Origin of the sequence: uncultured Agrobacterium sp., from assembly GCA_913777615.1 — a bacterium.
Lineage (GTDB): Bacteria > Pseudomonadota > Alphaproteobacteria > Rhizobiales > Rhizobiaceae > Agrobacterium.
Genome location: CAJYTK010000013.1, coordinates 1 through 20,421, shown reverse-complemented (window position 1 = coordinate 20,421; position 20,421 = coordinate 1). Strand labels below are relative to the sequence as shown.

Annotated in this window: 33 protein-coding genes and 1 pseudogene; 5 read left to right on the top strand and 29 right to left on the bottom strand. The window is 56.6% G+C overall.

Going from position 1 to position 20,421, the window contains the following annotated elements; genetic code table 11:
- The first annotated feature begins 207 nt into the window (after window positions 1-207).
- The 3 genes from QZ862_RS11680 to msrQ all read left to right on the top strand — a co-directional run bounded on the left by QZ862_RS11680 (window position 208) and on the right by msrQ (window position 2,469).
- A complete protein-coding gene (locus QZ862_RS11680; protein WP_296100026.1) occupies window positions 208-681 on the top strand; it encodes a hypothetical protein in 474 nt (157 codons plus the stop codon).
- A gap of 188 nt (window positions 682-869) precedes the next feature.
- The gene (gene msrP / locus QZ862_RS11675) at window positions 870-1,811 is read left to right on the top strand and encodes a protein-methionine-sulfoxide reductase catalytic subunit MsrP (protein WP_296075590.1); all 942 of its coding nucleotides are present in this window, start codon (window positions 870-872) and stop codon (window positions 1,809-1,811) included.
- Between the two features lies 1 nt (window position 1,812).
- The gene (gene msrQ / locus QZ862_RS11670) at window positions 1,813-2,469 is read left to right on the top strand and encodes a protein-methionine-sulfoxide reductase heme-binding subunit MsrQ (protein WP_296100025.1); all 657 of its coding nucleotides are present in this window, start codon (window positions 1,813-1,815) and stop codon (window positions 2,467-2,469) included.
- Here the strand turns inward: msrQ and QZ862_RS11665 are convergent.
- Window positions 2,444-2,854 carry a DUF2809 domain-containing protein gene (locus tag QZ862_RS11665; RefSeq protein ID WP_296100023.1) on the bottom strand — a complete coding sequence of 137 codons (411 nt, stop codon included), beginning with the start codon at window positions 2,852-2,854 and terminating at the stop codon, window positions 2,444-2,446. The genes msrQ and QZ862_RS11665 overlap by 26 nt on opposite strands.
- 64 nt (window positions 2,855-2,918) lie before the next feature.
- Between QZ862_RS11665 and QZ862_RS11660 the strand changes: the two genes are divergently transcribed.
- Window positions 2,919-3,788, top strand: coding sequence for a DUF817 domain-containing protein (locus QZ862_RS11660; protein ID WP_296100022.1), 870 nt, complete (start codon window positions 2,919-2,921; stop codon window positions 3,786-3,788).
- A 188-nt stretch (window positions 3,789-3,976) separates the two neighbouring features.
- Window positions 3,977-4,351 carry a hypothetical protein gene (locus QZ862_RS11655; RefSeq protein WP_296100021.1) on the top strand — a complete coding sequence of 125 codons (375 nt, stop codon included), beginning with the start codon at window positions 3,977-3,979 and terminating at the stop codon, window positions 4,349-4,351.
- A gap of 500 nt (window positions 4,352-4,851) precedes the next feature.
- On the opposite strand, the gene rplQ is transcribed toward QZ862_RS11655, so the two are convergent.
- The 28 genes and pseudogenes from rplQ to tuf form a co-directional block, all read right to left on the bottom strand.
- Entirely contained in the window at window positions 4,852-5,277 is a 426-nt protein-coding gene (gene rplQ / locus QZ862_RS11650; RefSeq protein ID WP_296038462.1) for a 50S ribosomal protein L17, read from the bottom strand.
- A 117-nt stretch (window positions 5,278-5,394) separates the two neighbouring features.
- On the bottom strand, window positions 5,395-6,405 hold the full coding sequence (locus QZ862_RS11645; RefSeq protein WP_003495228.1) for a DNA-directed RNA polymerase subunit alpha: 1,011 nt from the start codon (window positions 6,403-6,405) through the stop codon (window positions 5,395-5,397).
- A gap of 185 nt (window positions 6,406-6,590) precedes the next feature.
- Complete coding sequence (gene rpsK / locus QZ862_RS11640) at window positions 6,591-6,980, bottom strand: 30S ribosomal protein S11 (protein ID WP_296038463.1); 390 nt, start codon at window positions 6,978-6,980, stop codon at window positions 6,591-6,593.
- Window positions 6,981-7,117: 137 nt separating this feature from the next.
- Window positions 7,118-7,486, bottom strand: coding sequence for a 30S ribosomal protein S13 (gene rpsM / locus QZ862_RS11635; protein ID WP_113327213.1), 369 nt, complete (start codon window positions 7,484-7,486; stop codon window positions 7,118-7,120).
- 224 nt (window positions 7,487-7,710) lie between these two features.
- Window positions 7,711-8,325, bottom strand: coding sequence for an adenylate kinase (locus tag QZ862_RS11630; RefSeq protein WP_296038465.1), 615 nt, complete (start codon window positions 8,323-8,325; stop codon window positions 7,711-7,713).
- A complete protein-coding gene (secY, locus tag QZ862_RS11625) occupies window positions 8,322-9,662 on the bottom strand; it encodes a preprotein translocase subunit SecY (protein ID WP_296038467.1) in 1,341 nt (446 codons plus the stop codon). Before secY ends, QZ862_RS11630 begins: the two co-directional genes overlap by 4 nt.
- 357 nt (window positions 9,663-10,019) lie before the next feature.
- A complete protein-coding gene (gene rplO / locus QZ862_RS11620; protein WP_296075583.1) occupies window positions 10,020-10,499 on the bottom strand; it encodes a 50S ribosomal protein L15 in 480 nt (159 codons plus the stop codon).
- A 16-nt stretch (window positions 10,500-10,515) separates the two neighbouring features.
- On the bottom strand, window positions 10,516-10,722 hold the full coding sequence (rpmD, locus tag QZ862_RS11615; RefSeq protein ID WP_296038469.1) for a 50S ribosomal protein L30: 207 nt from the start codon (window positions 10,720-10,722) through the stop codon (window positions 10,516-10,518).
- A gap of 11 nt (window positions 10,723-10,733) precedes the next feature.
- Window positions 10,734-11,303 (bottom strand): 30S ribosomal protein S5, encoded by a 570-nt coding sequence (gene rpsE / locus QZ862_RS11610; protein WP_027677412.1) that lies wholly within the window; start codon window positions 11,301-11,303, stop codon window positions 10,734-10,736.
- 127 nt (window positions 11,304-11,430) lie between these two features.
- Window positions 11,431-11,793, bottom strand: a complete 363-nt coding sequence (rplR, locus tag QZ862_RS11605; RefSeq protein WP_062427526.1) for a 50S ribosomal protein L18 — start codon at window positions 11,791-11,793, stop codon at window positions 11,431-11,433.
- Window positions 11,794-11,805: 12 nt separating this feature from the next.
- Window positions 11,806-12,339, bottom strand: coding sequence for a 50S ribosomal protein L6 (rplF, locus tag QZ862_RS11600; RefSeq protein WP_062427527.1), 534 nt, complete (start codon window positions 12,337-12,339; stop codon window positions 11,806-11,808).
- A 42-nt stretch (window positions 12,340-12,381) separates the two neighbouring features.
- Window positions 12,382-12,780 (bottom strand): 30S ribosomal protein S8, encoded by a 399-nt coding sequence (gene rpsH / locus QZ862_RS11595; RefSeq protein WP_062427528.1) that lies wholly within the window; start codon window positions 12,778-12,780, stop codon window positions 12,382-12,384.
- Window positions 12,781-12,792: 12 nt separating this feature from the next.
- Window positions 12,793-13,098: a 30S ribosomal protein S14 gene (gene rpsN, locus QZ862_RS11590; RefSeq protein WP_062427529.1), complete on the bottom strand. Its 306-nt coding sequence runs from the start codon at window positions 13,096-13,098 to the stop codon at window positions 12,793-12,795.
- A 33-nt stretch (window positions 13,099-13,131) separates the two neighbouring features.
- The gene (gene rplE, locus QZ862_RS11585) at window positions 13,132-13,689 is read right to left on the bottom strand and encodes a 50S ribosomal protein L5 (RefSeq protein ID WP_296038471.1); all 558 of its coding nucleotides are present in this window, start codon (window positions 13,687-13,689) and stop codon (window positions 13,132-13,134) included.
- A complete protein-coding gene (gene rplX, locus QZ862_RS11580) occupies window positions 13,682-13,990 on the bottom strand; it encodes a 50S ribosomal protein L24 (RefSeq protein WP_062427531.1) in 309 nt (102 codons plus the stop codon). Before rplX ends, rplE begins: the two co-directional genes overlap by 8 nt.
- 12 nt (window positions 13,991-14,002) lie before the next feature.
- Complete coding sequence (rplN, locus tag QZ862_RS11575; RefSeq protein WP_027677419.1) at window positions 14,003-14,371, bottom strand: 50S ribosomal protein L14; 369 nt, start codon at window positions 14,369-14,371, stop codon at window positions 14,003-14,005.
- A gap of 234 nt (window positions 14,372-14,605) precedes the next feature.
- Window positions 14,606-14,842 (bottom strand): 30S ribosomal protein S17, encoded by a 237-nt coding sequence (rpsQ, locus tag QZ862_RS11570; RefSeq protein WP_027677420.1) that lies wholly within the window; start codon window positions 14,840-14,842, stop codon window positions 14,606-14,608.
- An 11-nt stretch (window positions 14,843-14,853) separates the two neighbouring features.
- Window positions 14,854-15,054 (bottom strand): 50S ribosomal protein L29, encoded by a 201-nt coding sequence (rpmC, locus tag QZ862_RS11565; protein WP_027677421.1) that lies wholly within the window; start codon window positions 15,052-15,054, stop codon window positions 14,854-14,856.
- Between the two features lie 12 nt (window positions 15,055-15,066).
- Window positions 15,067-15,480: a 50S ribosomal protein L16 gene (rplP, locus tag QZ862_RS11560; protein WP_027677422.1), complete on the bottom strand. Its 414-nt coding sequence runs from the start codon at window positions 15,478-15,480 to the stop codon at window positions 15,067-15,069.
- Between the two features lie 38 nt (window positions 15,481-15,518).
- Window positions 15,519-16,250 carry a 30S ribosomal protein S3 gene (gene rpsC, locus QZ862_RS11555; RefSeq protein ID WP_296038473.1) on the bottom strand — a complete coding sequence of 244 codons (732 nt, stop codon included), beginning with the start codon at window positions 16,248-16,250 and terminating at the stop codon, window positions 15,519-15,521.
- Window positions 16,250-16,639, bottom strand: a complete 390-nt coding sequence (gene rplV / locus QZ862_RS11550; RefSeq protein WP_296038474.1) for a 50S ribosomal protein L22 — start codon at window positions 16,637-16,639, stop codon at window positions 16,250-16,252. Before rplV ends, rpsC begins: the two co-directional genes overlap by 1 nt.
- A gap of 2 nt (window positions 16,640-16,641) precedes the next feature.
- Complete coding sequence (gene rpsS / locus QZ862_RS11545) at window positions 16,642-16,920, bottom strand: 30S ribosomal protein S19 (RefSeq protein WP_027677425.1); 279 nt, start codon at window positions 16,918-16,920, stop codon at window positions 16,642-16,644.
- 15 nt (window positions 16,921-16,935) lie between these two features.
- A complete protein-coding gene (rplB, locus tag QZ862_RS11540) occupies window positions 16,936-17,772 on the bottom strand; it encodes a 50S ribosomal protein L2 (RefSeq protein ID WP_062427534.1) in 837 nt (278 codons plus the stop codon).
- Between the two features lie 44 nt (window positions 17,773-17,816).
- Window positions 17,817-18,110, bottom strand: coding sequence for a 50S ribosomal protein L23 (locus QZ862_RS11535; RefSeq protein ID WP_296038475.1), 294 nt, complete (start codon window positions 18,108-18,110; stop codon window positions 17,817-17,819).
- Window positions 18,107-18,727 (bottom strand): 50S ribosomal protein L4, encoded by a 621-nt coding sequence (gene rplD, locus QZ862_RS11530; RefSeq protein ID WP_296038476.1) that lies wholly within the window; start codon window positions 18,725-18,727, stop codon window positions 18,107-18,109. The genes QZ862_RS11535 and rplD overlap by 4 nt, the downstream gene beginning before the upstream one ends.
- A 12-nt stretch (window positions 18,728-18,739) precedes the next feature.
- Window positions 18,740-19,381 carry a 50S ribosomal protein L3 gene (gene rplC / locus QZ862_RS11525; protein ID WP_296038478.1) on the bottom strand — a complete coding sequence of 214 codons (642 nt, stop codon included), beginning with the start codon at window positions 19,379-19,381 and terminating at the stop codon, window positions 18,740-18,742.
- A gap of 172 nt (window positions 19,382-19,553) precedes the next feature.
- Complete coding sequence (gene rpsJ, locus QZ862_RS11520) at window positions 19,554-19,862, bottom strand: 30S ribosomal protein S10 (RefSeq protein ID WP_003507767.1); 309 nt, start codon at window positions 19,860-19,862, stop codon at window positions 19,554-19,556.
- A 311-nt stretch (window positions 19,863-20,173) separates the two neighbouring features.
- Window positions 20,174-20,421: pseudogene (tuf, locus tag QZ862_RS11515) on the bottom strand (elongation factor Tu); the annotation flags it as partial.

The window sequence follows — 20,421 nt, the reverse complement described above, 5'->3', positions numbered from 1 at the left end:
CGCCTTGCCCGTTTAATCTGAGGCGTCTTCTACTCCATTCGCAAACGGCTGTCACTGTCACCTTGCGGCAAAACAGTACGGTGCGGTACGGTACGGCAAAAAATGTAATTCTACATCCGGCGTGATCAGACTACCGCATTGCATGTCTTAGCGTGTATTGGTGGTTCTCTTGGTTCTGTGAATGAAATCCCGGCTTGAGGATGTACGATGATCGTGAAGAATGGGCTGGTACACCCTCACAGACTACGAGTAATCCGCATGGCGCCAACCTTCCTTGTTGCTCTCTTCAGCGCCGCTCAGGCAGAGGAGACAAAGGGACGGCATGTGCAGATCGCTGTCCTGCTCGATGCTTCACCGGAGCCTCTGATCGCGGAATCGATCTGCGATAAGGAGGTAGAATGCGTGGTCATTTCCAGACCTGACATTGGAATAAAAGTAACTGTCGTTTTGCGTCAGAGAGACGATCGCCAGGCAAACAGATTGACTGTCGATTGCGCATCGCCCTGTTCGTTTCCCCTGGGCATTGGAACGGTCAATTTCCGCGGGCACCAAACCTTCGATCTCATCGACGGCGAATCCGGCGTGGGCCGGCATTATCTTTTTCAGCGGCCGCACACCACGATAGGCAGCATATCGGTTATGACTGAACCAACCGGGCCGAGCCAACGTCCACCGATCTGAATAACATCGCAACTTTCTGACAGTTGAGGCGCCATCGTGTCTTGGCACGTCCGAGTGTGCCGACTGGTCTTTCACTTTCGCGCGATTGGTGAACCGACATCTGTTGTTTGCCGTAAATCGGGATCATATCATAAGAACCTGCCTCATCCTGCACATTCCGTGCAGCACCTGTTTCTCAGGAGATTTCCATGGCCGTCTATCGCCCTCCCCGTATCGCCTCCAGCGAAATCACGCCGCGCGATATCTATCTCTCCAGACGTGGCTTTCTCGGTACGGCAGCCGGGCTCGCCGCTATTGGGCTAACCGGTCGAGAGGCGATGGCAGCACCGCTGACGGCAAAGCCCGGTGCCTATAGGCTGGATGAACAACTGACGCCGCTCGATGCTGTCACAAGCTACAATAACTTTTACGAATTCGGCGTCGGTAAATCCGATCCGAAGGAGAACTCCGGAAAGTTCAAACCGACGCCTTGGACGGTGAAGGTCGATGGCCTCGTCGGCAAGCCGAAGGAATTCGGTCTTGAAGAGTTGATGAAGTTCGATCTTGAGGAGCGCCCGTACCGCATGCGCTGCGTCGAGGGGTGGTCCATGGCGATCCCTTGGATCGGCTTTCCTCTTGCGGCCCTCCTAGACAAGGTGGAGCCACTCGGCAGTGCCAAATTCGTCGCCTTCGAAACTGTGGTTCGTCCGGATGAGATGCCAGGCCAAAGCGGTCTCTTCCAGCCGCTGAACTGGCCTTACGTCGAGGGCTTGCGGCTTGATGAAGCGCGCCATCCGCTGACGATCCTCGCGGTCGGCCTTTATGGTGAGACGTTGCCCAATCAGAACGGCGCGCCGATCCGCCTCGTCGTGCCATGGAAATACGGCTTCAAGGGTATCAAATCCATCGTGCGGATTTCGCTGGTAGAAAAGCAGCCGGAAACCACCTGGAAGAACTCCAACGCGCGCGAATACGGATTTTATTCCAACGTCAATCCCAACGTCGATCACCCGCGCTGGAGCCAGGCGACGGAGCAGCGCATTGGTGAAGGCGGCTTCTTCAGCGTGAAGAACCGCCCGACCTTGATGTTCAATGGCTATGAAGAGGTTGCAAGCCTCTATACCGGCATGGATCTGAAGGCGAATTACTGACATGGCATTTGCCCTGCCCTTGCCATCGCTCCCCAAACGCTATCAGCCCGCTGCCATTTGGGCGCTTTACATCCTTGGCCTCTGTCCAGGCCTCTGGTATTTCTACCTCGCTGCGACAGGGGGGCTCGGCTTCAATCCCGTGAAGGATTTCGAGCACCTGCTTGGCATATGGGCTCTAAGGTTTCTGTGCCTTGGATTGATCGTCACGCCATTGCGTGACCTGTTCAATATCAACCTTATCGCCTATCGCCGCGCACTGGGCTTGCTGGCGTTCTATTACGTGCTGGCCCACTTCGCAGTCTATCTGACACTAGACCGAGGACTTATCTTCAGCTCCATCATCGGAGATATTCTTAAACGTCCGTACATCATGCTTGGCATGGCAGGGTTAGCCATGCTCATTCCACTGGCACTGACTTCTAATCGCTGGTCCATCCGTAGGCTTGGTTCCCGCTGGAATACGCTCCACAAACTAGCTTATCCGGTGCTGATCGTCGCCGTTTTACATTTCGTTCTGGCGCGCAAAAGTCTGACATTGGAGCCGATCTTTTACATCACGCTCGCTGTCGTTCTGCTCGGCTACCGCCTGATCCGGCCGACCATCATGGCGCGCCGTAGGGCAAAGAGAGCTGCTAATGTCTCACGAACCACCTCATGATCCGTGCCGCGACCACGATGCCAGTCAGATAGCAAACGATATTCCAAAGTGAGAAGACACGGCCCAGCAGCAAGGTGCCGGCAGCCGTGTCACGGAAGGCGTCCAGCGCGGGGAAATGCACCAGCCGGAGCAACTCAACGGCAATGGCGATACAACAGGCCGTGACCACAACGAAACGGGGCGTTCTGTGCCGGGCCAATAGCGTCGCGATCAGCAGGTAAGCCATCGCGCCCCACAAAACGGAGCCGCCATATTTGACGACGGGAAACGTGAGCCCGATCGCATAGCCATAGCGCCGCAGCGCAAGCCCCGTCAAAATGACCAGAATGCAGGCCAGAAAAAGCAACACGCGTGATGCATAAAATTTGCCACTGTCGATTGTCATCGTCGCGCTTTACGTCGATTCTGTCGCCACCTCAAACGGTCGGCAAACTAGGACACATGCTTTGATGACCGATGCAACGTTTCCAACCAGCCGCCTATCGTTTCTGGATAACTATCTTTGTGATGCGCGACCCTGGGGAAGTCTGAGCGGCACCAGGCGCTTCATTGTCGAGTTTCTCTATTTCGGCATCAAGAATGCCAGAGCCTGCATGTTTGCGGGGCTGTTCTTCCTGTCGATCTTTCTGGTACCTCGCACGGGCCTCTTTGTGCTTCCGCGTTACGATGTTCTGCTCGTCATTGCGTTGGGCATCCAGATATTCATGATTTGGAGCAAACTAGAAACACTCGATGAAGCCAAGGCGATCTTTCTGTTCCACATCGTCGGCTTCGCCCTGGAACTATTCAAGACGTCCAGCGCCATCCAGTCCTGGTCTTACCAGGACTTCGCATACAGCAAGATTTATGGCGTGCCGCTGTTTTCCGGCTTCATGTATGCCGCAGTCGGCAGCTATATCATTCAGGCTTGGAGGCTGTTCGATCTCAGAATCCGGCATCACCCGCCCTATTGGATGGCAACGCTGATGGCGCTTGCGATCTATGCCAACTTCTTCACCCATCACTTCATAGGGGATTATCGCTGGTATATCGCCGCCTGTGCTCTTGGCTTATATGCCCGGACCTCTGTCACCTACCGGCCCTATGACCGGGATCGGGAGATGCCGCTTTTGCTCTCTTTCATTCTGATCGGCTTCTTCGTTTGGCTTGCCGAAAATATTTCGACATTCTTCGCAATCTGGAGCTACCCAAGCCAACTTGGGGCTTGGTCTGCAGTCAGCCTCGGCAAATGGAGCTCCTGGTCTCTTCTCGTCATCATGACCTTCACCATCGTCGCCCATTTGAAACACATTAAGTATAGGATTTTTATCCCCGAATAGTTCGGCACCGCCCGTCGAACTGGTTAACGACCCTCCCCCAAAAATCGTACTAAAAGCCGTCATTTACAGCATCAGGCAACAAGCTTACTCTGATGATTGGCTGTCCTCTGACGGCAAGCGATATGACGTCGTGAAGGCTGTCGTGATGAACATGACTTGTCTGCCTCTCTTTTGGAAAGGAAACGGCGTTGCGTATCGGCGTCCTCGTGCTTTTGGCAAGCGTCTCGGCATCCTCGGCTTTCGCAGCCAACATCAAGCCCGGACCATCGGAAACGGACTATCTGTTTCAATGCAGCGCGACTTTTATCATCAACGCGCACGCACTGAAGGACAGCGGTAAGTCTGCAAAAATCCAAGCCAAAGCTGCCGAGTACGACAGCAAGTTCAACAAGCTTGCGACGAGAGCGAGAGCGTCGTTTGAAGAAAACAGGCGCACAAAAGCAGAAGCATCGGCCTATCTGCAAAAGCACGTCGACACCATGTCCGTGCTCTTCGCCAAGGAGCCGGAAGTGATGACACGCTTCGTCCAGCAGTGCGATACGCGCTATCAGGACACGCTATAACCCATCGGTCTGTTCAACAGGCTCTGATCGACAGCGGCTTCGCGAAATAAATCCGGGCTTTGTGAATGGGAAACGAACCGGTCCATGGCTCTACCTACTCACGATTCTTAAACGACACGCATTCGCCGAATCCCGCTGGAATGTAGCGGCGCCCCTAGCCCTCGATCTTGGCCCTTATAGCGGTCCGCGAGCGACGTAGGACGTATACGCCTACCGTCGTGAACGAGGCGTCAGTTCGCTCGCTACGCTTAGCACCTCGTTGGTCACATTCCCTGATCGTGAAACCTCTCCACACCTTTGCGCAACATGCTCTACGACTTCAGACGCGCAGCGGTACCTCACCACCAAGTGATCGCCCGACGAAACTATATATACAGCAGACAGCGCTCACCATAATCCGCGGCGTTCCAAGCTGGCTGCCATCGGACGCATGAATAGACATAAAAAAACCGGGTGATCGCTCACCCGGTTCTTTAGATGTCCATGCTTAAGCGTGAGGCTTACGCAGCTTCAGCAGCAGCAGTCTCAGCAGCCACGCGAGCCTTGTCGGCTGCGCCCTTGGCATCGACGTCGCGCTCAACGAACTCAACGACAGCCAGAGCTGCGTTGTCGCCCTGGCGGAAGCCAGCCTTCATGATGCGGATGTAGCCGCCGTTACGGTTCGCGTAACGGGTTGCAATCGCGTCAAAGAGCTTACGGACAGCGTCCTGATCCTTGATCTGCGAGATGGCCTGACGACGAGCGTGCAAGTCGCCGCGCTTGCCGAGCGTAACCAGCTTTTCTACGATCGGGCGAATTTCCTTCGCCTTTGGCAGAGTGGTGACGATCTGCTCATGAGTAATGAGCGAAGCAGCCATGTTGGCAAACATTGCCTTGCGGTGGCTGGCGGTTCTATTGAGCTTGCGGCCTGAATTTCCGTGGCGCATTGCTATTCTCCTTTAGTGCAGGTTTCCTATACGGTCCTGCCGTTTCCTGGCACATGCAGACGACTGGTCTGCTGTTTGACGGGGAAAGGCAGTCTTTAAGGGCCTGCCTTTTCTTTGTTAGTATTGGTCTTCGTAACGCTTGGCGAGATCTTCGATGTTCTCTGGCGGCCATGCAGGCACTTCCATGCCGAGATGCAGACCCATGGAAGCGAGAACTTCCTTGATTTCGTTGAGCGACTTGCGACCGAAGTTTGGCGTGCGAAGCATTTCGGCTTCCGTCTTCTGGATCAGGTCGCCGATGTAGACGATGTTGTCGTTCTTCAGGCAGTTTGCCGAACGAACGGACAGCTCAAGCTCGTCGACCTTCTTGAGAAGTGCCGGGTTGAACGCCAGTTCCGTAACCGATTCTTCTTCAGCTTCCTTCTGCGGCTCGTCGAAGTTGACGAAGACGCCAAGCTGGTCCTGAAGGATACGAGCGGCGAAGGCAACGGCATCTTCGCCGGATACCGAACCGTTGGTCTCGATCGTCATGATCAGCTTGTCATAGTCGAGAACCTGGCCTTCACGGGTGTTTTCAACCTTGTAGGACACTTTCTTGACCGGAGAATAAAGGCTGTCCACAGGGATGAGGCCGATCGGAGCATCTTCCGCGCGGTTGCGTTCTGCAGGCACGTAGCCCTTGCCGTTGTTGACGGTGAATTCCATCCGGATTTCAGCGCCATCGTCGAGCGTGCAGATAACATGGTCAGGGTTTAGTATCTCAATGTCGCCAACCGTCTGGATATCGCCAGCGGTAACGGCACCTGGGCCCTGCTTGCGCACGACCATGCGCTTGGAATCATCGCCGTCCATCTTGATGGCGATTTCCTTGATATTGAGCACGATGTCCGTCACATCTTCCCGAACGCCGGGGATGGAGGAGAATTCATGCAGAACGCCGTCAATCTGCACGGCAGTCACAGCGGCGCCACGCAGAGACGACAGGAGAACGCGACGAAGCGCGTTGCCGAGCGTGAGACCGAAGCCACGTTCCAGCGGCTCAGCAACAAGCGTTGCCTTGGTGCGGCTGGAGGACGTGAACTCGACCTTGTTCGGCTTGATCAGTTCCTGCCAATTCTTTTGAATCATCTTTAAACCTTCCGTTCGCCGCCACCATTCAATCGTGGCGGACCGAGCATGATCACCGAGAGGAACCGAAACGGTTCATCGGAGGGTTTCAAGCGTAAGCACACCGGCCACGCCGGCAACCACACGCCGATTACGCGAAAATTCCGCCAGACCGATGGAAAGGCGGAACCTCCAGACAGAACGCGTTAGACGCGGCGCTTCTTGCGCGGGCGGCAACCGTTATGCGGGATCGGCGTCACGTCGCGGATGGAGGTGATGAGGAAACCAGCAGCCTGCAGAGCGCGAAGTGCGGATTCACGACCCGAACCCGGACCGCAAACCTCGACCTCAAGCGACTTCATGCCGTGTTCCTGAGCCTTCTTGGCGCAATCTTCAGCAGCGATCTGGGCAGCAAACGGGGTAGACTTACGCGAACCCTTGAAGCCCTTGGCACCAGCGGACGACCAGGCAATCGCGTTGCCCTGTGCGTCGGTGATGGTGATCATCGTGTTGTTGAAGGTCGAGTTGACGTGCGCTACACCCGACGTGATATTTTTACGTTCGCGACGGCGAACGCGTGTGGCTTCCTTGGCCATGATAGTCCTTTCATTGATCTCTTCACCGCCGTAACACCAGCGGCTACACCGGCGCGCAACCCGCTTGCGAGCATTGCGCCAAACTCAGAAAGGCTGGCGCGGTTCGCACCAGCCTTCTCTTCCGTATGAACGGAAAATTACTTCTTCTTACCCGCGATAGCCTTCGCCGGACCCTTGCGGGTACGAGCGTTGGTGTGCGTGCGCTGACCGCGAACCGGAAGGCCACGGCGGTGGCGCAGGCCACGGTAGCAGCCAAGATCCATGAGGCGCTTGATGTTCATCGCGGTTTCGCGACGAAGATCACCCTCGACCTGATAATCGCGGTCGATCGTTTCGCGGATCTGAAGGACTTCGGCGTCCGTCAGCTGATGAACGCGCTTGTCGGCCGAGAGACCAACCTTGTCCATGATTTCCTGCGCGAATTTCGGACCGATCCCGTGAATGTAGGTCAAAGCGATAACAACGCGCTTAGCCGTCGGGATGTTGACGCCAGCGATACGTGCCACGTCTATTCTCCTTGCGTTCCAGTTGCCATCCGGCAAGTGGTGCTTCCATTTGAGCGGCACGATGCTGCCGCCAGTTCAAATTCCTGTTCGTCACAAGTCAAAACGACCGAACCCGGACTTTCCTTCCCTAAAGGAAAATCCGCGCCAGTCGCTTGGGTTGTCGCGAGTTGGCGCGGTGTTTAACGGAATCGGTTCAAAAAAGCAACCGGCCCCGCCAAGATTCTTTAGATCCGCGCAGCAGAAGCTGCCGGGCTGTTGTCCTTTTCCAAGGCACCCGCGATTGCGGCAGTGACCGCATCGACATCCGCCATGCCGTCCAGTACAACGAGCTCACCCTGCTCGCGGTAGTATTCGGACAGCGGCGCTGTCTTCTCACGATATTCGGAGAGGCGCTTGCGGAACGATTCGGGATTGTCGTCCGAACGAACCGTACCACCAGCCGCGACCGTCTCAGCCACACGGTTTTCGATTCGGCGCACCAGCGCCTCTTCGTCTACCTTGAGCTCGATGACGGCATCCAGCTGAATGTTCTTCTGCTGGAGGTTTTCGCTCAGCGCCTTGGCTTGCGGCACGGTGCGCGGGTAACCATCGAGGATGAAGCCCTTCGCACAGTCAGCCTGCTCGATCCGCTCCGAAACGATCTGGTTGACGATATCGTCCGACACGAGACCACCGGCATCCATCACCGCCTTGGCGCGCTTGCCGATGTCCGTTCCCGCAGTCACAGCCGCACGCAGCATATCGCCGGTGGAAAGCTGCGGAATGCCGTACTTGTCCGTCAAACGCTTGGCCTGTGTTCCCTTGCCTGCACCTGGCGGTCCCAAAAATATCAGTCTCATCGTCCCCTCTTTCCTCCACGCAGTTTCGATTTCTTGATCAGCCCCTCATATTGCTGGGCAATCAGGTGGCCCTGGATTTGCGCAACAGTATCCAGAGTTACACTGACTACGATCAAAAGCGAAGTACCACCAAGGGCTAACGGTATGCCTGTACGGGCAATAAGTGTCTCAGGAAGGATACAGACGAAGACAAGATAAATTGCACCGACGACCGTGATGCGCGTCAGCACGTAGTCGATGTACTCTGCGGTGCGCTCGCCAGGGCGAATGCCAGGAATGAAGCCGCCATGCTTTTTCAGATTGTCGGCCGTGTCCTTCGGATTGAACACGATCGCCGTGTAGAAGAAGGCAAAGAACGCGATCAACAGGCCGTAGAACAGCATGAAGAGCGGCTGGCCGTGCTGAAGGGACGAGATGATCGTCGTCGCCCAGCCGGGAAGGTTCGTGCTGTTGGTAAAGCCCGCAGCCGTTGCCGGCAGAAGCAACAGCGAGGACGCGAAGATCGCAGGAATAACGCCAGCCGTGTTGAGCTTGAGCGGCAGGTGCGACGTGTCGCCCTGGAACATGCGGTTACCGACCTGACGCTTCGGATATTGAATCAAGAGACGGCGCTGGGCGCGTTCAACAAAGACGATCAGCGCGATCACCAGGATGGCGACGATAACGACCGTGAGGATCAGAGTTGTCGACAACGCACCCGTACGACCGAGTTCAAGCGTACCGGCCAAAGCCTTCGGCAAGCCTGCAGCAATACCAGCGAAGATGATCAGCGAGATACCGTTGCCGATACCGCGAGACGTGATCTGCTCGCCAAGCCACATCAGGAACATCGTGCCGCCGAGCAGCGTGATGACGGTAGAAACGCGGAAGAACCAGCCCGGATCGACAACGAGGCCGGCACCACTCTCTAGACCAACGGCGATGCCGTAAGCCTGCAGCGTGCCAAGCAGCACGGTTCCGTAGCGCGTGTACTGGTTGATGATCTTGCGGCCTGCTTCGCCTTCCTTCTTCAACGCTTCGAGCGATGGAACGACCGAGGTCATCAACTGCACGATAATCGAAGCGGAGATGTAAGGCATGATGCCAAGCGCAAAGATCGCCATGCGCTCGACAGCGCCACCCGCAAACATATTGAAGAGGCCGAGAATGCCATTCGCCTGACCGCGGAACGCCTGGGCATAGGCTTCCGGATTTAGACCAGGAAGCGGAATATGCGTGCCGAGACGATAGACGAGAAGTGCGGCAAGGGTAAACCAGAGACGCTTTTTCAGATCTTCAGCCTTGGCGAAGGTCGAAAAATTCAGGTTTGAGGCCAGTTGTTCCGCTGCTGAAGCCATAAAATTCTCCGCATGACCCTGTCCAGCAGCACGGTGAACGGCGTCTCCGGCAGGGTCCATAAAGATACTGGTTCAAAAACCGGGCTTCGGACGGAAAGCGACTGTTGCGCCGCAATCATGCCTCACCCTTGTTTTCGTATGTCCTATCCCCCCCCCCTACCGAGTTCAAGGTCAAAGGGGTTCAAGAACTGTGAGGCTCTCACTTGCGCTGCAAGCTGCGGCATTTTGAGCGCGAGACATGCAAAGTCGCAATGAGTCGCTGCGCAGATCCGTCAAATCGATTAGATTTTCAAAGACTTACGTAGCGTAAAGAGAAACGCCCGGGGCGAAACACCCCGGGCGTTCAGACACCATATATTACTCGGAAGCTTCCGGCGCAACAACGAGAAGCTTGATGGAACCACCAGCCTTCTCGATTTTTTCAAGAGCAGGCTTGGAAGCGCCAGCGACTTCGAAAGCCACCTTTGCCTTAAGCTCGCCATCGGCCAGGATGCGAACGCCGTCCTTGGGACGACGGATAACACCAGCAGCCTTGAGAGCAGCGGCATCAACCGTTGCCTTGGCGTCCAACTTTCCAGCATCGATAGCAGCCTGAACGCGACCGAGAGAAACGGTGACGTATTCGGAAGCGAAGATGTTGTTGAAGCCGCGCTTCGGCAGACGACGGTAGATTGGCATCTGACCGCCTTCGAAGCCGTTGATAGCAACGCCCGAACGAGCCTTCTGACCCTTGACGCCGCGACCACCGGTCTTGCCCTTGCCGGAACCAATACCGCGACCTACGCGGATACGGTCCTTGGTGGCGCCTTCGTTGTCTCTGATTTCATTGAGTTTCATGATAGGTTCCTCCGTCTCACTTCTCGTCTACGACGCGAACGAGATGCTGGACCGCACGAATCATGCCACGAACAGAAGGCGTATCTTCCAGCGTGCGCTGACGGTGCATCTTGTTAAGACCCAGGCCGATCAGCGTCTGACGCTGGATCTCCGGGCGGCGATTTGGGCTGCCGATCTGCTCGACCGTGACAGTCTTCTTGGCTTCAGTTGTAGTCTTGGCCATGATCCAGATCCTTACTCTTCAGAAGCGACGCCGGACGCGACGCGACGTGCCTGAAGGGTTGCATACTTCAGACCGCGCTGAGCAGCGATGTCCTTCGGATGAACCTGATGCTTCAGAGCGTCGAACGTTGCACGAACCATGTTGTACGGGTTCGAAGAGCCCGTGGACTTGGCAACAACGTCGTGAACGCCGAGCGTTTCGAAAACGGCACGCATTGGACCACCGGCGATGATACCGGTACCAGCCTTGGCGGAACGCAGCAGAACCTTGCCGGCGCCGTGGCGACCGTTAACGTCGTGATGCAGCGTACGGCCATCGCGCAGCGGAACAAAGATCAGATCGCGCTTGGCAGCTTCAGTCGCCTTGCGGATTGCTTCTGGAACTTCACGAGCCTTGCCGTGACCGAAGCCAACGCGGCCCTTCTGGTCGCCAACAACAACGAGAGCGGCGAAGCCGAAACGACGGCCACCCTTAACAACCTTTGCAACGCGGTTGATCGCGACCAGCTTGTCGACGAACTCGCTGTCGCGCTCTTCGCGGTTCTGGCGATCGTCGCGAGAACCTCTTTTTTCCTGTGCCATTGTCCTTTTCCTTTTTCTTTTCCGGTATCGAACGGCAAACGAAAGTAGGCCCTCCGGCTCCATTGCTGAAGTCCGGTTGGCCCGGTGAAAATCCACCCGGCGCGATCACGCCCGGGTGGATAAAGTCTTAGAAGTTCAGACCGCCTTCGCGGGCAGCATCTGCCAGGGCCTTAACGCGGCCGTGATAAATGAATGCGCCACGGTCGAATACGACATCCTTGACGCCAGCCTTGCCAGCGCGCTCGGCAACCAGCTTGCCAACAACGGCAGCTGCCGCAACGTCAGCGCCGGTCTTCAGCGACGAGCGCAGATCGGCTTCGAGCGTAGAGGCAGACGCGAGCGTCTTGCCTGCAACATCATCGATGATCTGAGCGTAGATGTTCTTCGACGAGCGATGAACCGACAGGCGCGGGCGACCGTTAGCAACCGCCTTGAGCTGGCGGCGTACACGGTTCGCACGACGTGCAAGTGCTTCTTTCCTGCTAGCCATTTCGCGTGTTCCTTACTTCTTCTTGCCTTCTTTGCGGACGATCCGTTCTTCAGCGTACTTGACGCCTTTGCCCTTGTAGGGCTCGGGACCACGGTATTCGCGGATTTCCGCGGCAACCTGACCGACCTGCTGCTTGTTGATGCCGGAAACGATGATTTCCGTCGGCTTCGGCACGGCGATGGTGATGCCCTGCGGCGGCTCGTAGACAACGTCGTGCGAGAAACCGAGTGCCAGCTGCAGGTTCTTGCCCTGCATGGCTGCACGGTAACCAACGCCGTTGATTTCGAGCTTGCGCTCGTAGCCATCCTTAACACCCTTGAAGATGTTCTCGATCATGGTGCGGGACATGCCCCACTTCGAACGAGCTTCCTTGGTGTTGTTGGACGGCTGTACCGAAACGCCGTTGTCTTCCAGCTTGAGCTGGATGTCGTCATTTGCGACGAAGAACAGTTCGCCCTTCGGACCCTTGGCAGTAATCTTCTGGCCTTCAACGTTGGCCGTCACACCTGCGGGAACCTGAACGGGCTTTTTACCGATACGAGACATATTTCTATCCTGTCTGTCCGTTACGGAGATCCTTACTCGGCCTTAGAAGACCGAGCAGAGAACCTCGCCACCAACGTTCTGTTCGCGAGCCTGGTGATCGGCCATCACGCCCTTCGGTGTCGAAAGGATGGTGATGCCGAGGCCGTTCGCGACCTGCGGAATGGACTTAACCGAGACATAAACTCGGCGGCCCGGCTTGGATACGCGGCCGATCTCACGGATCACCGACGCACCTTCGTAGTACTTCAGTTCGATGGTGAACTCGGACTTGCCGTTTTCAAAATCGACCTTGGAATAACCGCGTATGTAGCCTTCAGCCTGCAGCACGTCGAGAACGCGTGCGCGGAGGCTGGAAGCAGGCGTGCTAACCGAAGACTTGCGACGGGAAGCACCATTGCGGATGCGGGTGAGCATATCACCCAAAGGATCAGTCATGGTCATGTGCCCGTCTCCTTACCAGCTCGACTTGACAATGCCCGGCACCTTGCCGGAATTGCCCAGCTCACGAAGCGCGATACGCGACATCTTGAGCTTGCGATAGAACGCGCGCGGACGGCCCGTTACTTCGCAGCGGTTGCGGATACGCGTCTTCGAGCCGTCACGCGGCAGCGAAGCGAGCTTCAGAGTTGCCTGGAACCGCTCTTCGATCGGAAGGGACTGGTTCATGACGATGGCCTTGAGGGCGGCACGCTTGCCGGCCTGGGAGGCAACTGTCTTGCGGCGGCGCTTGTTCTTTTCAACTGCGCTTGTTTTCGCCATATCGGAGTTCCTTTTCTACGCTCGTCGTTACGGTTACTGACGGAACGGGAAGTTGAACTCTGTCAAAAGAGCCCGTGCTTCGTCGTCGGTCGGAGCCGTCGTGCAAACGATGATGTCCATGCCCCACATCTGATCAACCTTGTCGTAGTTGATTTCTGGGAACACAATGTGCTCCTTGATGCCCATGGCGAAGTTGCCACGGCCGTCAAAGCTCTTCGGGTTCAGGCCCCGGAAGTCGCGAACGCGCGGAAGCGCGATGTTGACCAGACGATCAAGGAATTCGTACATGCGTGCGCCACGAAGGGTAACCTTCGCACCGATTGGCATGCCTTCGCGAACCTTGAAGCCAGCAATCGAGTTGCGGGCGCGGGTTACGACTGGCTTCTGACCTGCAATAGCAGCCAGATCGCCGGCAGCAACCGTGGGCTTCTTGGAGTCGGCAGTCGCCTCACCCACACCCATGTTGATGACGATCTTTTCCAGCTTCGGGATCATCATGACGTTAGCGTAGGAGAACTTCTCCTGCATGGCGCCGCGGATACGGTTGACGTATTCCGTCTTGAGACGCGGTTCGTACTTGGTCTCAGCCATCGATGACTTCTCCCGAACGCTTGGCCACACGGACCTTCTTGCCCTCTACAACCTTGAAGCCAACGCGAGTCGGCTTGCCATCCTTATCGGCGATGGCGATGTTGGAGATGTGCAAGGATGCTTCCTTGTTGATAATGCCGGCTTCCTGGCTCTGGGTCTGGCGCTGGTGACGCTTCACCATGTTTACGCCACGCACAACAGCACGGTCTTCCTTCGGCATTACCTGGATTACTTCGCCGGTACGGCCCTTGTCCTTACCGGTCAATACGACAACCTTGTCGCCTTTACGAATCTTCTGCATCGCTCGTGCTCCTTACAGTACTTCTGGAGCCAGCGAGATGATCTTCATGTGGTTCTTACCGCGAAGCTCGCGAGGAACCGGTCCGAAGATACGGGTGCCGATCGGCTCTTTCTTGTTGTCGATAAGAACAGCTGCGTTGTTATCGAAACGGATGACGCTGCCGTCGGCGCGGCGGATGTCTTTAGCGGTACGCACAACAACCGCCTTCATCACGTCGCCCTTCTTGACGCGGCCGCGCGGAATAGCTTCCTTGATGGAAACGACGATAATGTCGCCCACGGAAGCGTACTTGCGCTTGGAGCCGCCCAGCACCTTGATGCACATGACACGACGTGCGCCGGAATTATCCGCCACGTCGAGGTTTGTTTGCATCTGAATCATGTCAGGTCGCCTTCTTGTTGTTACCGGACCGGTTGGGCACACATCATAGATGCTGCCCCCTGTTCCAGCTTATGAAATCTCTGTCTTTGCGCGGAAGAAACTTGCCAGGGTGGTTTCCCAAAGGGACCTTCCGTGCGCATCAAAGCAAAAGACGCTCGGGTTACGAGCGTCCTTGCGCTGCTTCATACAGATTTTCGCGCCAAGTGCAATAGACCTGGCGCGATTCCGTTGAAATTAAGCGTGAGCGGCAACAACCGTCCAGCGCTTATCCTTGGAGATCGGTGCGCATTCCTCAATGGAAACCACATCGCCGACCTTGTACTGGTTGTTTTCGTCGTGCGCCTTGTACTTCTTAGAACGACGAACGGTCTTCTGCAATAGCGGGTGAGCGAATCGACGCTCAACGCGAACTACGACAGTCTTCTCGTTCTTGTCGGATACAACGACGCCCTGGAGAATGCGTTTAGGCATAGTATTCTTCCTTAGGCCTTGGCTTCTGCGGCCTTTTGGGCAGCAATGGTTTTGATCCGGGCGATGTCCTTGCGGACTTCGTTGATGCGCGAGGACTTTTCCAGCTGGCCAGTGGCCTTCTGGAAACGCAGGTTGAACTGTTCCTTCTTGAGGTCAGCCAACTTGTCCTTGAGCTGGTCGGCGCTGAGGCCGCGAATATCTTCGGCTTTCATTTGCCTTGCTCCTTACTCTGCGATGCGCTGTACGAAGCGCGTCTTGACCGAGAGCTTGGCAGCGCCGAGACGAAGCGCCTCACGGGCGATCTCCTCGGAAACACCGTCGATCTCGAACATCATACGACCGGGCTTGACCTTGCATGCCCAGTAATCAACCGAACCCTTACCCTTACCCATACGAACTTCGGTCGGCTTAGCCGTAACCGGAGTATCGGGGAATACGCGGATCCAAACGCGACCTGCGCGCTTCATGTAACGCGTGATCGCGCGGCGGGCCGCCTCGATCTCGCGTGCATTCACGCGGTTCGGTTCCTGCGACTTCAAGCCGAATTCACCGAATGCCAGGTCAAAGCCGCCCTTGGCGACGCCCTTGATGCGTCCCTTGAACTGCTTGCGGTACTTAGTACGCTTTGGCTGCAACATTTTCTTACTTCTCCGAGCTTATCTTTCGCCAGCGTCAATCAAGCGTTTTCGCGACGACGATCGTTGCGATCGCCACGCTCACGGCTTGCAGGACCCTGAGCATCGCCTTCGAGCGCACGACGCTCGGAAGCCATTGGATCGTGCTCAAGGATTTCGCCCTTGAAGATCCAGACCTTGATGCCGCAGATGCCGAATGCGGTTTCGGCTTCAGCCGTACCGTAGTCGATGTCTGCACGCAGCGTGTGAAGCGGAACGCGGCCTTCGCGGTACCATTCGGTACGAGCGATTTCCGCGCCACCGAGACGGCCTGCGCAGGTGATCTTGATGCCTTCCGCGCCGAGGCGCAGAGCGGACTGTACGGCGCGCTTCATGGCGCGACGGAAAGCCACGCGGCGTTCCAGCTGCTGGGCGATCGACTGTGCAACAAGCGTTGCGTCGACTTCCGGCTTGCGCACTTCGACGATGTTGAGGTGCGTTTCGGAGCTGGTCATCTCGGAGATCTTCTTGCGAAGCTTCTCGATGTCAGCGCCCTTCTTGCCGATGATGAGGCCCGGACGAGCGGAGTGGATCGTAACGCGGCACTTCTTGTGTGGGCGCTCGATAACAACCTTTGCAATACCAGCCTGCTTCAGTTCCTTCACGAGGTAGGCACGGATAGCAAGGTCTTCATGCAGCAGGTTGCCGTACTCGGCAGTGTCAGCGTACCAACGGCTGTCCCACGTACGGTTGATGCCCAGGCGGAAGCCGATTGGATTGATTTTCTGACCCATTATGCGGCCTCCCCTTTTTCCTCGACTTCACGAACAACGATCGTGAGGTGCGAGAACGGCTTTTCGATGCGCGATGCACGGCCACGGCCACGAGCGTGGAAACGCTTCATGGTGATGGACTTGCCAACATAGGCCTCGGCGACGACGAGAGCGTCGACGTCGAGGTCATGGTTGTTTTCGGCGTTCGCGATAGCCGATTCCAGCGTCTTCTTGACGGTGGAAGCGATACGCTTGCGCGAGAACTCGAGCTCGGCGAGAGCGCGATCAACCTTCTTGCCACGGATAAGAGCGGCAACCAGGTTCAGTTTCTGGGGGCTGACGCGAAGCGTACGGGCAACGGCCTGAGCCTCGTTGTCCTTCAGCCGGCGTTCGGTCTTAGCCTTCGCCATGATTACTTCCTCTTTGCCTTCTTGTCCGCGCCATGACCGTAATAGGTCCGGGTCGGAGAGAATTCACCGAACTTGTGACCGACCATGTCTTCGTTGACAGAGACGGGCACATGCTTGCTGCCGTTGTAAACGCCGAAGGTAAGACCAACGAACTGCGGCAGGATCGTGGAGCGACGGCTCCAGATCTTGATTACTTCACTGCGGCCGCCTGCGCGCACCTTCTCAGCCTTAGCGAGAAGATAGCCGTCAACAAACGGACCTTTCCATACTGAACGAGCCACTTGAGACTTCCTCTCTTACTTCTTGCGCTGATGGCGCGAACGCATGATGAACTTGTCGGTCGACTTGTTCGAGCGGGTACGCTTGCCCTTGGTGGGCTTGCCCCATGGCGTCACAGGATGACGACCACCGGACGTGCGACCTTCACCACCACCGTGAGGGTGGTCGACCGGGTTCATAACGACGCCGCGAACATGCGGACGCTTGCCGCGCCAACGCGAACGACCAGCCTTGCCGTCGTTGATGTTGCCGTGATCAGCATTGGAAACAGCACCGATGGATGCGAGGCAGGAACCATGCACCAGACGCTGTTCACCGGAGTTGAGACGCAGGATCGCCATACCGGCATCGCGGCCAACGAGCTGTGCATAGGTACCGGCGGAGCGAGCGATCTGACCGCCCTTGCCCGGCTTCATCTCGACGTTATGGATGATCGAGCCGACCGGAATGAACTGCAGCGGCATTGTGTTGCCGGGCTTTACGTCAACTGCCTTGTCGGAGGCGATCACCTTGTCACCAGCAGCAAGACGCTGTGGCGCGAGAATGTAAGCCTGTTCGCCGTCCGTGTATGTCACGAGCGCGATGAATGCGGTGCGGTTCGGGTCATATTCCAGACGTTCAACCGTACCTTCAACGTCGAACTTGCGACGCTTGAAGTCTACCAGGCGGTAGGTCCGCTTGTGACCGCCGCCCTGGAAACGAACGGTGATCCGGCCCTGGTTGTTACGGCCACCCTTCGAGCTGAGGCCCTGTGTAAGAGCCTTTACCGGCTTGCCCTTGTAGAGCGAAGCACGGTCCACAATAACCAGCTGGCGCTGGCTAGGTGTGGTCGGATTGAAACTTTTCAATGCCATTGTATTTGTTCCCTTTTGGGTCTTTGCCCGCTTGGGCCTAACCTTTAGAGTCCGGTGGACACGTCGATGGATTGACCTTCAGCAAGTGTCACGATCGCCTTCTTGACGTCCTTCTTCTTGCCAGCGAATCCACGGAAACGGCGCGTCTTACCCTTGCGGATAAGCGTGTTCACACCCGTGACCTTGACGCCGAAGAGAGCTTCCACGGCAGCCTTGATTTCAGGCTTGGAAGCGTCCTTGGCGACGTTGAATACGACCTGGTTCTGTTCGGATACCAGCGTCGACTTTTCCGTGATCGAGGGAGACACGATCACATCGTAGTGGCGAAGATCCGTCATTTGAACCGCTCCTCCAGAGCCTCTACAGCAGCCTTGGAAAGCACGAGCTTGCCACGGCGCAGGATGTCGTAAACATTGATGCCCTGTACCGGCAGAACGTCCACGTTCGGGATGTTCTGAGCTGCGAGCTTGAAGTTGCCGTCAAGTTCTGCGCCGCCGATAACGAGAGCGTTGGTCAGGCCGAGCGAAGCGAAGTTGCCCAGCAGAGCCTTTGTCTTTGCGTCCGATGCAATCAGCTGATCGACGATGATCAGTTCTTCAGCCTTTGCCTTTGCAGACAGGGCGAGACGCAGGCCGAGCGCGCGAACCTTCTTGGGAAGGTCGTGAGCGTGGCTGCGAACGACTGGGCCGTGGGCCTTGCCGCCGCCGCGGAACTGCGGTGCGCGAGCCGAATGGTGACGAGCGCGGCCCGTACCCTTCTGCTTGTACATCTTTGCACCCGTGCGGGAAACTTCCGAACGGTTCTTGGTCTTGTGCGTGCCCTGCTGCTTCTTAGCAAGCTGCCAGCGCACAACGCGGGCCAGGATATCCTGGCGTGGGTCGAGGCCGAAGATTTCGTCCGACAGGGCTACCTTGCCGGCGTCTTTTCCCTCGAGGGTCGTGACGTTCAATTCCATGATAAGGCTCCCTTACTTCGCAGCCGACTTGACGGCGTCGCGGACGATGATCCAGGAACCCTTGGAACCGGGAACGGCGCCCTTCACGAGGATCAGACCGCGATCCTCATCGGTCGAAACCACTTCCAGGTTCTGGGTGGTGACGCGAGTCTGGCCCATGTGACCAGCCATGCGCTTACCCTTCCACACGCGGCCCGGATCCTGGTTGGAACCCGTCGAACCGTGCGCACGGTGAGAGATCGAGTTACCGTGCGATGCGCGGCCACCACCGAAGTTGTGACGCTTCATCGAACCGGCAAAACCCTTACCGATCGTTGTTCCGGTTACGTCGACCAGCTGGCCGGCTTGAAAATGATTTGCGGTCAGTGTTGCACCGACGTCGATCAGGTTCTCGGACGAGACCCGGAATTCGACGAGCTTAGCTTTCGGCTCGACATTGGCAGCGGCGAAGTGGCCACGGAGCGCCTTTGTCGTGTTCTTGACCTTGGACTGGCCTGCACCGAGCTGAACTGCGGTATAGCCATTCTTGTCTTCCGTACGCTGGGCAACGACTTGTACGTTATCCAGACGCAGGACCGTTACGGGAATATGCTCACCAGCGTCGTTGTAGACGCGGGTCATTCCCACTTTCTGTGCAATCACACCTGAACGCATTGGTTCAATCCTCTTGCGAGCCTTGAAGGGAAACCCCTTGCTCGGCCTTTTGTTAAGGAGTTCCCTTCGACATCTCACGATGTTTCCGGTCTCCGGATTGGAAGACGTTGGATTAATCCACGTACCTTCCTTGTTATATCGGCCCTTACTTTCGCAAGGTCAGGCCGAGGTCTTAGAGCTTGATTTCCACGTCAACGCCAGCAGCGAGGTCGAGCTTCATCAGCGCGTCAACAGTCTGCGGGGTGGGGTCAACGATGTCGAGAAGACGCTTGTGCGTCCGCATTTCGAACTGCTCACGGCTCTTCTTGTCCACGTGGGGAGAGCGGTTAACAGTGAATTTTTCAATGCGGGTCGGCAGCGGAACCGGGCCGCGAACGCTGGCGCCGGTGCGCTTGGCGGTCGACACGATTTCACGGGTAGAGGCATCGAGGATCCGGTGGTCAAACGCCTTGAGGCGGATACGGATATTCTGGCCGTTCATTCGTCTTGTCCTTGTTCTTTATTATTGATTTCCGCACGCGGAAATACATGAACCTAGTTAATCGTGGCGCCGCAGATTTTCAAAAATCGAGAGGAATGCGAAAGGCGCACCCCAATCATTTCAGTAGTCTGTATTGCGAAATCACCGGGACTCGCAACGCGTTGCGAATCCAGCGGTGAACGTGAGTGCGCGTTTACGCGCTTTCACCGAAATTTTCAAGCACTAAAAGTGCAGCGCCCATACGCTTTTTCATCAAACGACTGACGGCGGTGTTTTTGCACCGCCGTCAGACATAATTTCAAACGTCGAGATTACTCGATGATCGAGGCAACGATGCCGGCGCCGACGGTACGGCCACCTTCGCGGATAGCGAAGCGCAGCTTTTCTTCCATCGCGATCGGAACGATCAGCTCGACTTCAACAGTGACGTTGTCGCCAGGCATAACCATTTCCGTGCCTTCTGGAAGCGAAACGATACCGGTAACGTCAGTCGTACGGAAGTAGAACTGCGGACGGTAGTTCGTGAAGAACGGCGTATGACGGCCGCCTTCTTCCTTCG

Bases quoted from the DNA above. Each gene is read 5' to 3' on its own strand.
- QZ862_RS11680 (WP_296100026.1), top strand. From the start codon at position 208: ATGATCGTGAAGAATGGGCTGGTACACCCTCACAGACTACGAGTAATC.
- msrP (WP_296075590.1), top strand. From the start codon at position 870: ATGGCCGTCTATCGCCCTCCCCGTATCGCCTCCAGCGAAATCACGCCG.
- msrQ (WP_296100025.1), top strand. From the start codon at position 1,813: ATGGCATTTGCCCTGCCCTTGCCATCGCTCCCCAAACGCTATCAGCCC.
- QZ862_RS11665 (WP_296100023.1), bottom strand. From the start codon at position 2,854: ATGACAATCGACAGTGGCAAATTTTATGCATCACGCGTGTTGCTTTTT.
- QZ862_RS11660 (WP_296100022.1), top strand. From the start codon at position 2,919: ATGACCGATGCAACGTTTCCAACCAGCCGCCTATCGTTTCTGGATAAC.
- rplQ (WP_296038462.1), bottom strand. From the start codon at position 5,277: ATGCGCCACGGAAATTCAGGCCGCAAGCTCAATAGAACCGCCAGCCAC.
- QZ862_RS11645 (WP_003495228.1), bottom strand. From the start codon at position 6,405: ATGATTCAAAAGAATTGGCAGGAACTGATCAAGCCGAACAAGGTCGAG.
- rpsK (WP_296038463.1), bottom strand. From the start codon at position 6,980: ATGGCCAAGGAAGCCACACGCGTTCGCCGTCGCGAACGTAAAAATATC.
- QZ862_RS11630 (WP_296038465.1), bottom strand. From the start codon at position 8,325: ATGAGACTGATATTTTTGGGACCGCCAGGTGCAGGCAAGGGAACACAG.
- secY (WP_296038467.1), bottom strand. From the start codon at position 9,662: ATGGCTTCAGCAGCGGAACAACTGGCCTCAAACCTGAATTTTTCGACC.
- rplO (WP_296075583.1), bottom strand. From the start codon at position 10,499: ATGAAACTCAATGAAATCAGAGACAACGAAGGCGCCACCAAGGACCGT.
- rpmD (WP_296038469.1), bottom strand. From the start codon at position 10,722: ATGGCCAAGACTACAACTGAAGCCAAGAAGACTGTCACGGTCGAGCAG.
- rpsE (WP_027677412.1), bottom strand. From the start codon at position 11,303: ATGGCACAGGAAAAAAGAGGTTCTCGCGACGATCGCCAGAACCGCGAA.
- rplR (WP_062427526.1), bottom strand. From the start codon at position 11,793: ATGGCTAGCAGGAAAGAAGCACTTGCACGTCGTGCGAACCGTGTACGC.
- rplF (WP_062427527.1), bottom strand. From the start codon at position 12,339: ATGTCTCGTATCGGTAAAAAGCCCGTTCAGGTTCCCGCAGGTGTGACG.
- rpsH (WP_062427528.1), bottom strand. From the start codon at position 12,780: ATGACCATGACTGATCCTTTGGGTGATATGCTCACCCGCATCCGCAAT.
- rpsN (WP_062427529.1), bottom strand. From the start codon at position 13,098: ATGGCGAAAACAAGCGCAGTTGAAAAGAACAAGCGCCGCCGCAAGACA.
- rplE (WP_296038471.1), bottom strand. From the start codon at position 13,689: ATGGCTGAGACCAAGTACGAACCGCGTCTCAAGACGGAATACGTCAAC.
- rplX (WP_062427531.1), bottom strand. From the start codon at position 13,990: ATGCAGAAGATTCGTAAAGGCGACAAGGTTGTCGTATTGACCGGTAAG.
- rplN (WP_027677419.1), bottom strand. From the start codon at position 14,371: ATGATTCAGATGCAAACAAACCTCGACGTGGCGGATAATTCCGGCGCA.
- rpsQ (WP_027677420.1), bottom strand. From the start codon at position 14,842: ATGCCTAAACGCATTCTCCAGGGCGTCGTTGTATCCGACAAGAACGAG.
- rpmC (WP_027677421.1), bottom strand. From the start codon at position 15,054: ATGAAAGCCGAAGATATTCGCGGCCTCAGCGCCGACCAGCTCAAGGAC.
- rplP (WP_027677422.1), bottom strand. From the start codon at position 15,480: ATGTTGCAGCCAAAGCGTACTAAGTACCGCAAGCAGTTCAAGGGACGC.
- rpsC (WP_296038473.1), bottom strand. From the start codon at position 16,250: ATGGGTCAGAAAATCAATCCAATCGGCTTCCGCCTGGGCATCAACCGT.
- rplV (WP_296038474.1), bottom strand. From the start codon at position 16,639: ATGGCGAAGGCTAAGACCGAACGCCGGCTGAAGGACAACGAGGCTCAG.
- rplB (WP_062427534.1), bottom strand. From the start codon at position 17,772: ATGGCATTGAAAAGTTTCAATCCGACCACACCTAGCCAGCGCCAGCTG.
- QZ862_RS11535 (WP_296038475.1), bottom strand. From the start codon at position 18,110: ATGACGGATCTTCGCCACTACGATGTGATCGTGTCTCCCTCGATCACG.
- rplD (WP_296038476.1), bottom strand. From the start codon at position 18,727: ATGGAATTGAACGTCACGACCCTCGAGGGAAAAGACGCCGGCAAGGTA.
- rplC (WP_296038478.1), bottom strand. From the start codon at position 19,381: ATGCGTTCAGGTGTGATTGCACAGAAAGTGGGAATGACCCGCGTCTAC.
- rpsJ (WP_003507767.1), bottom strand. From the start codon at position 19,862: ATGAACGGCCAGAATATCCGTATCCGCCTCAAGGCGTTTGACCACCGG.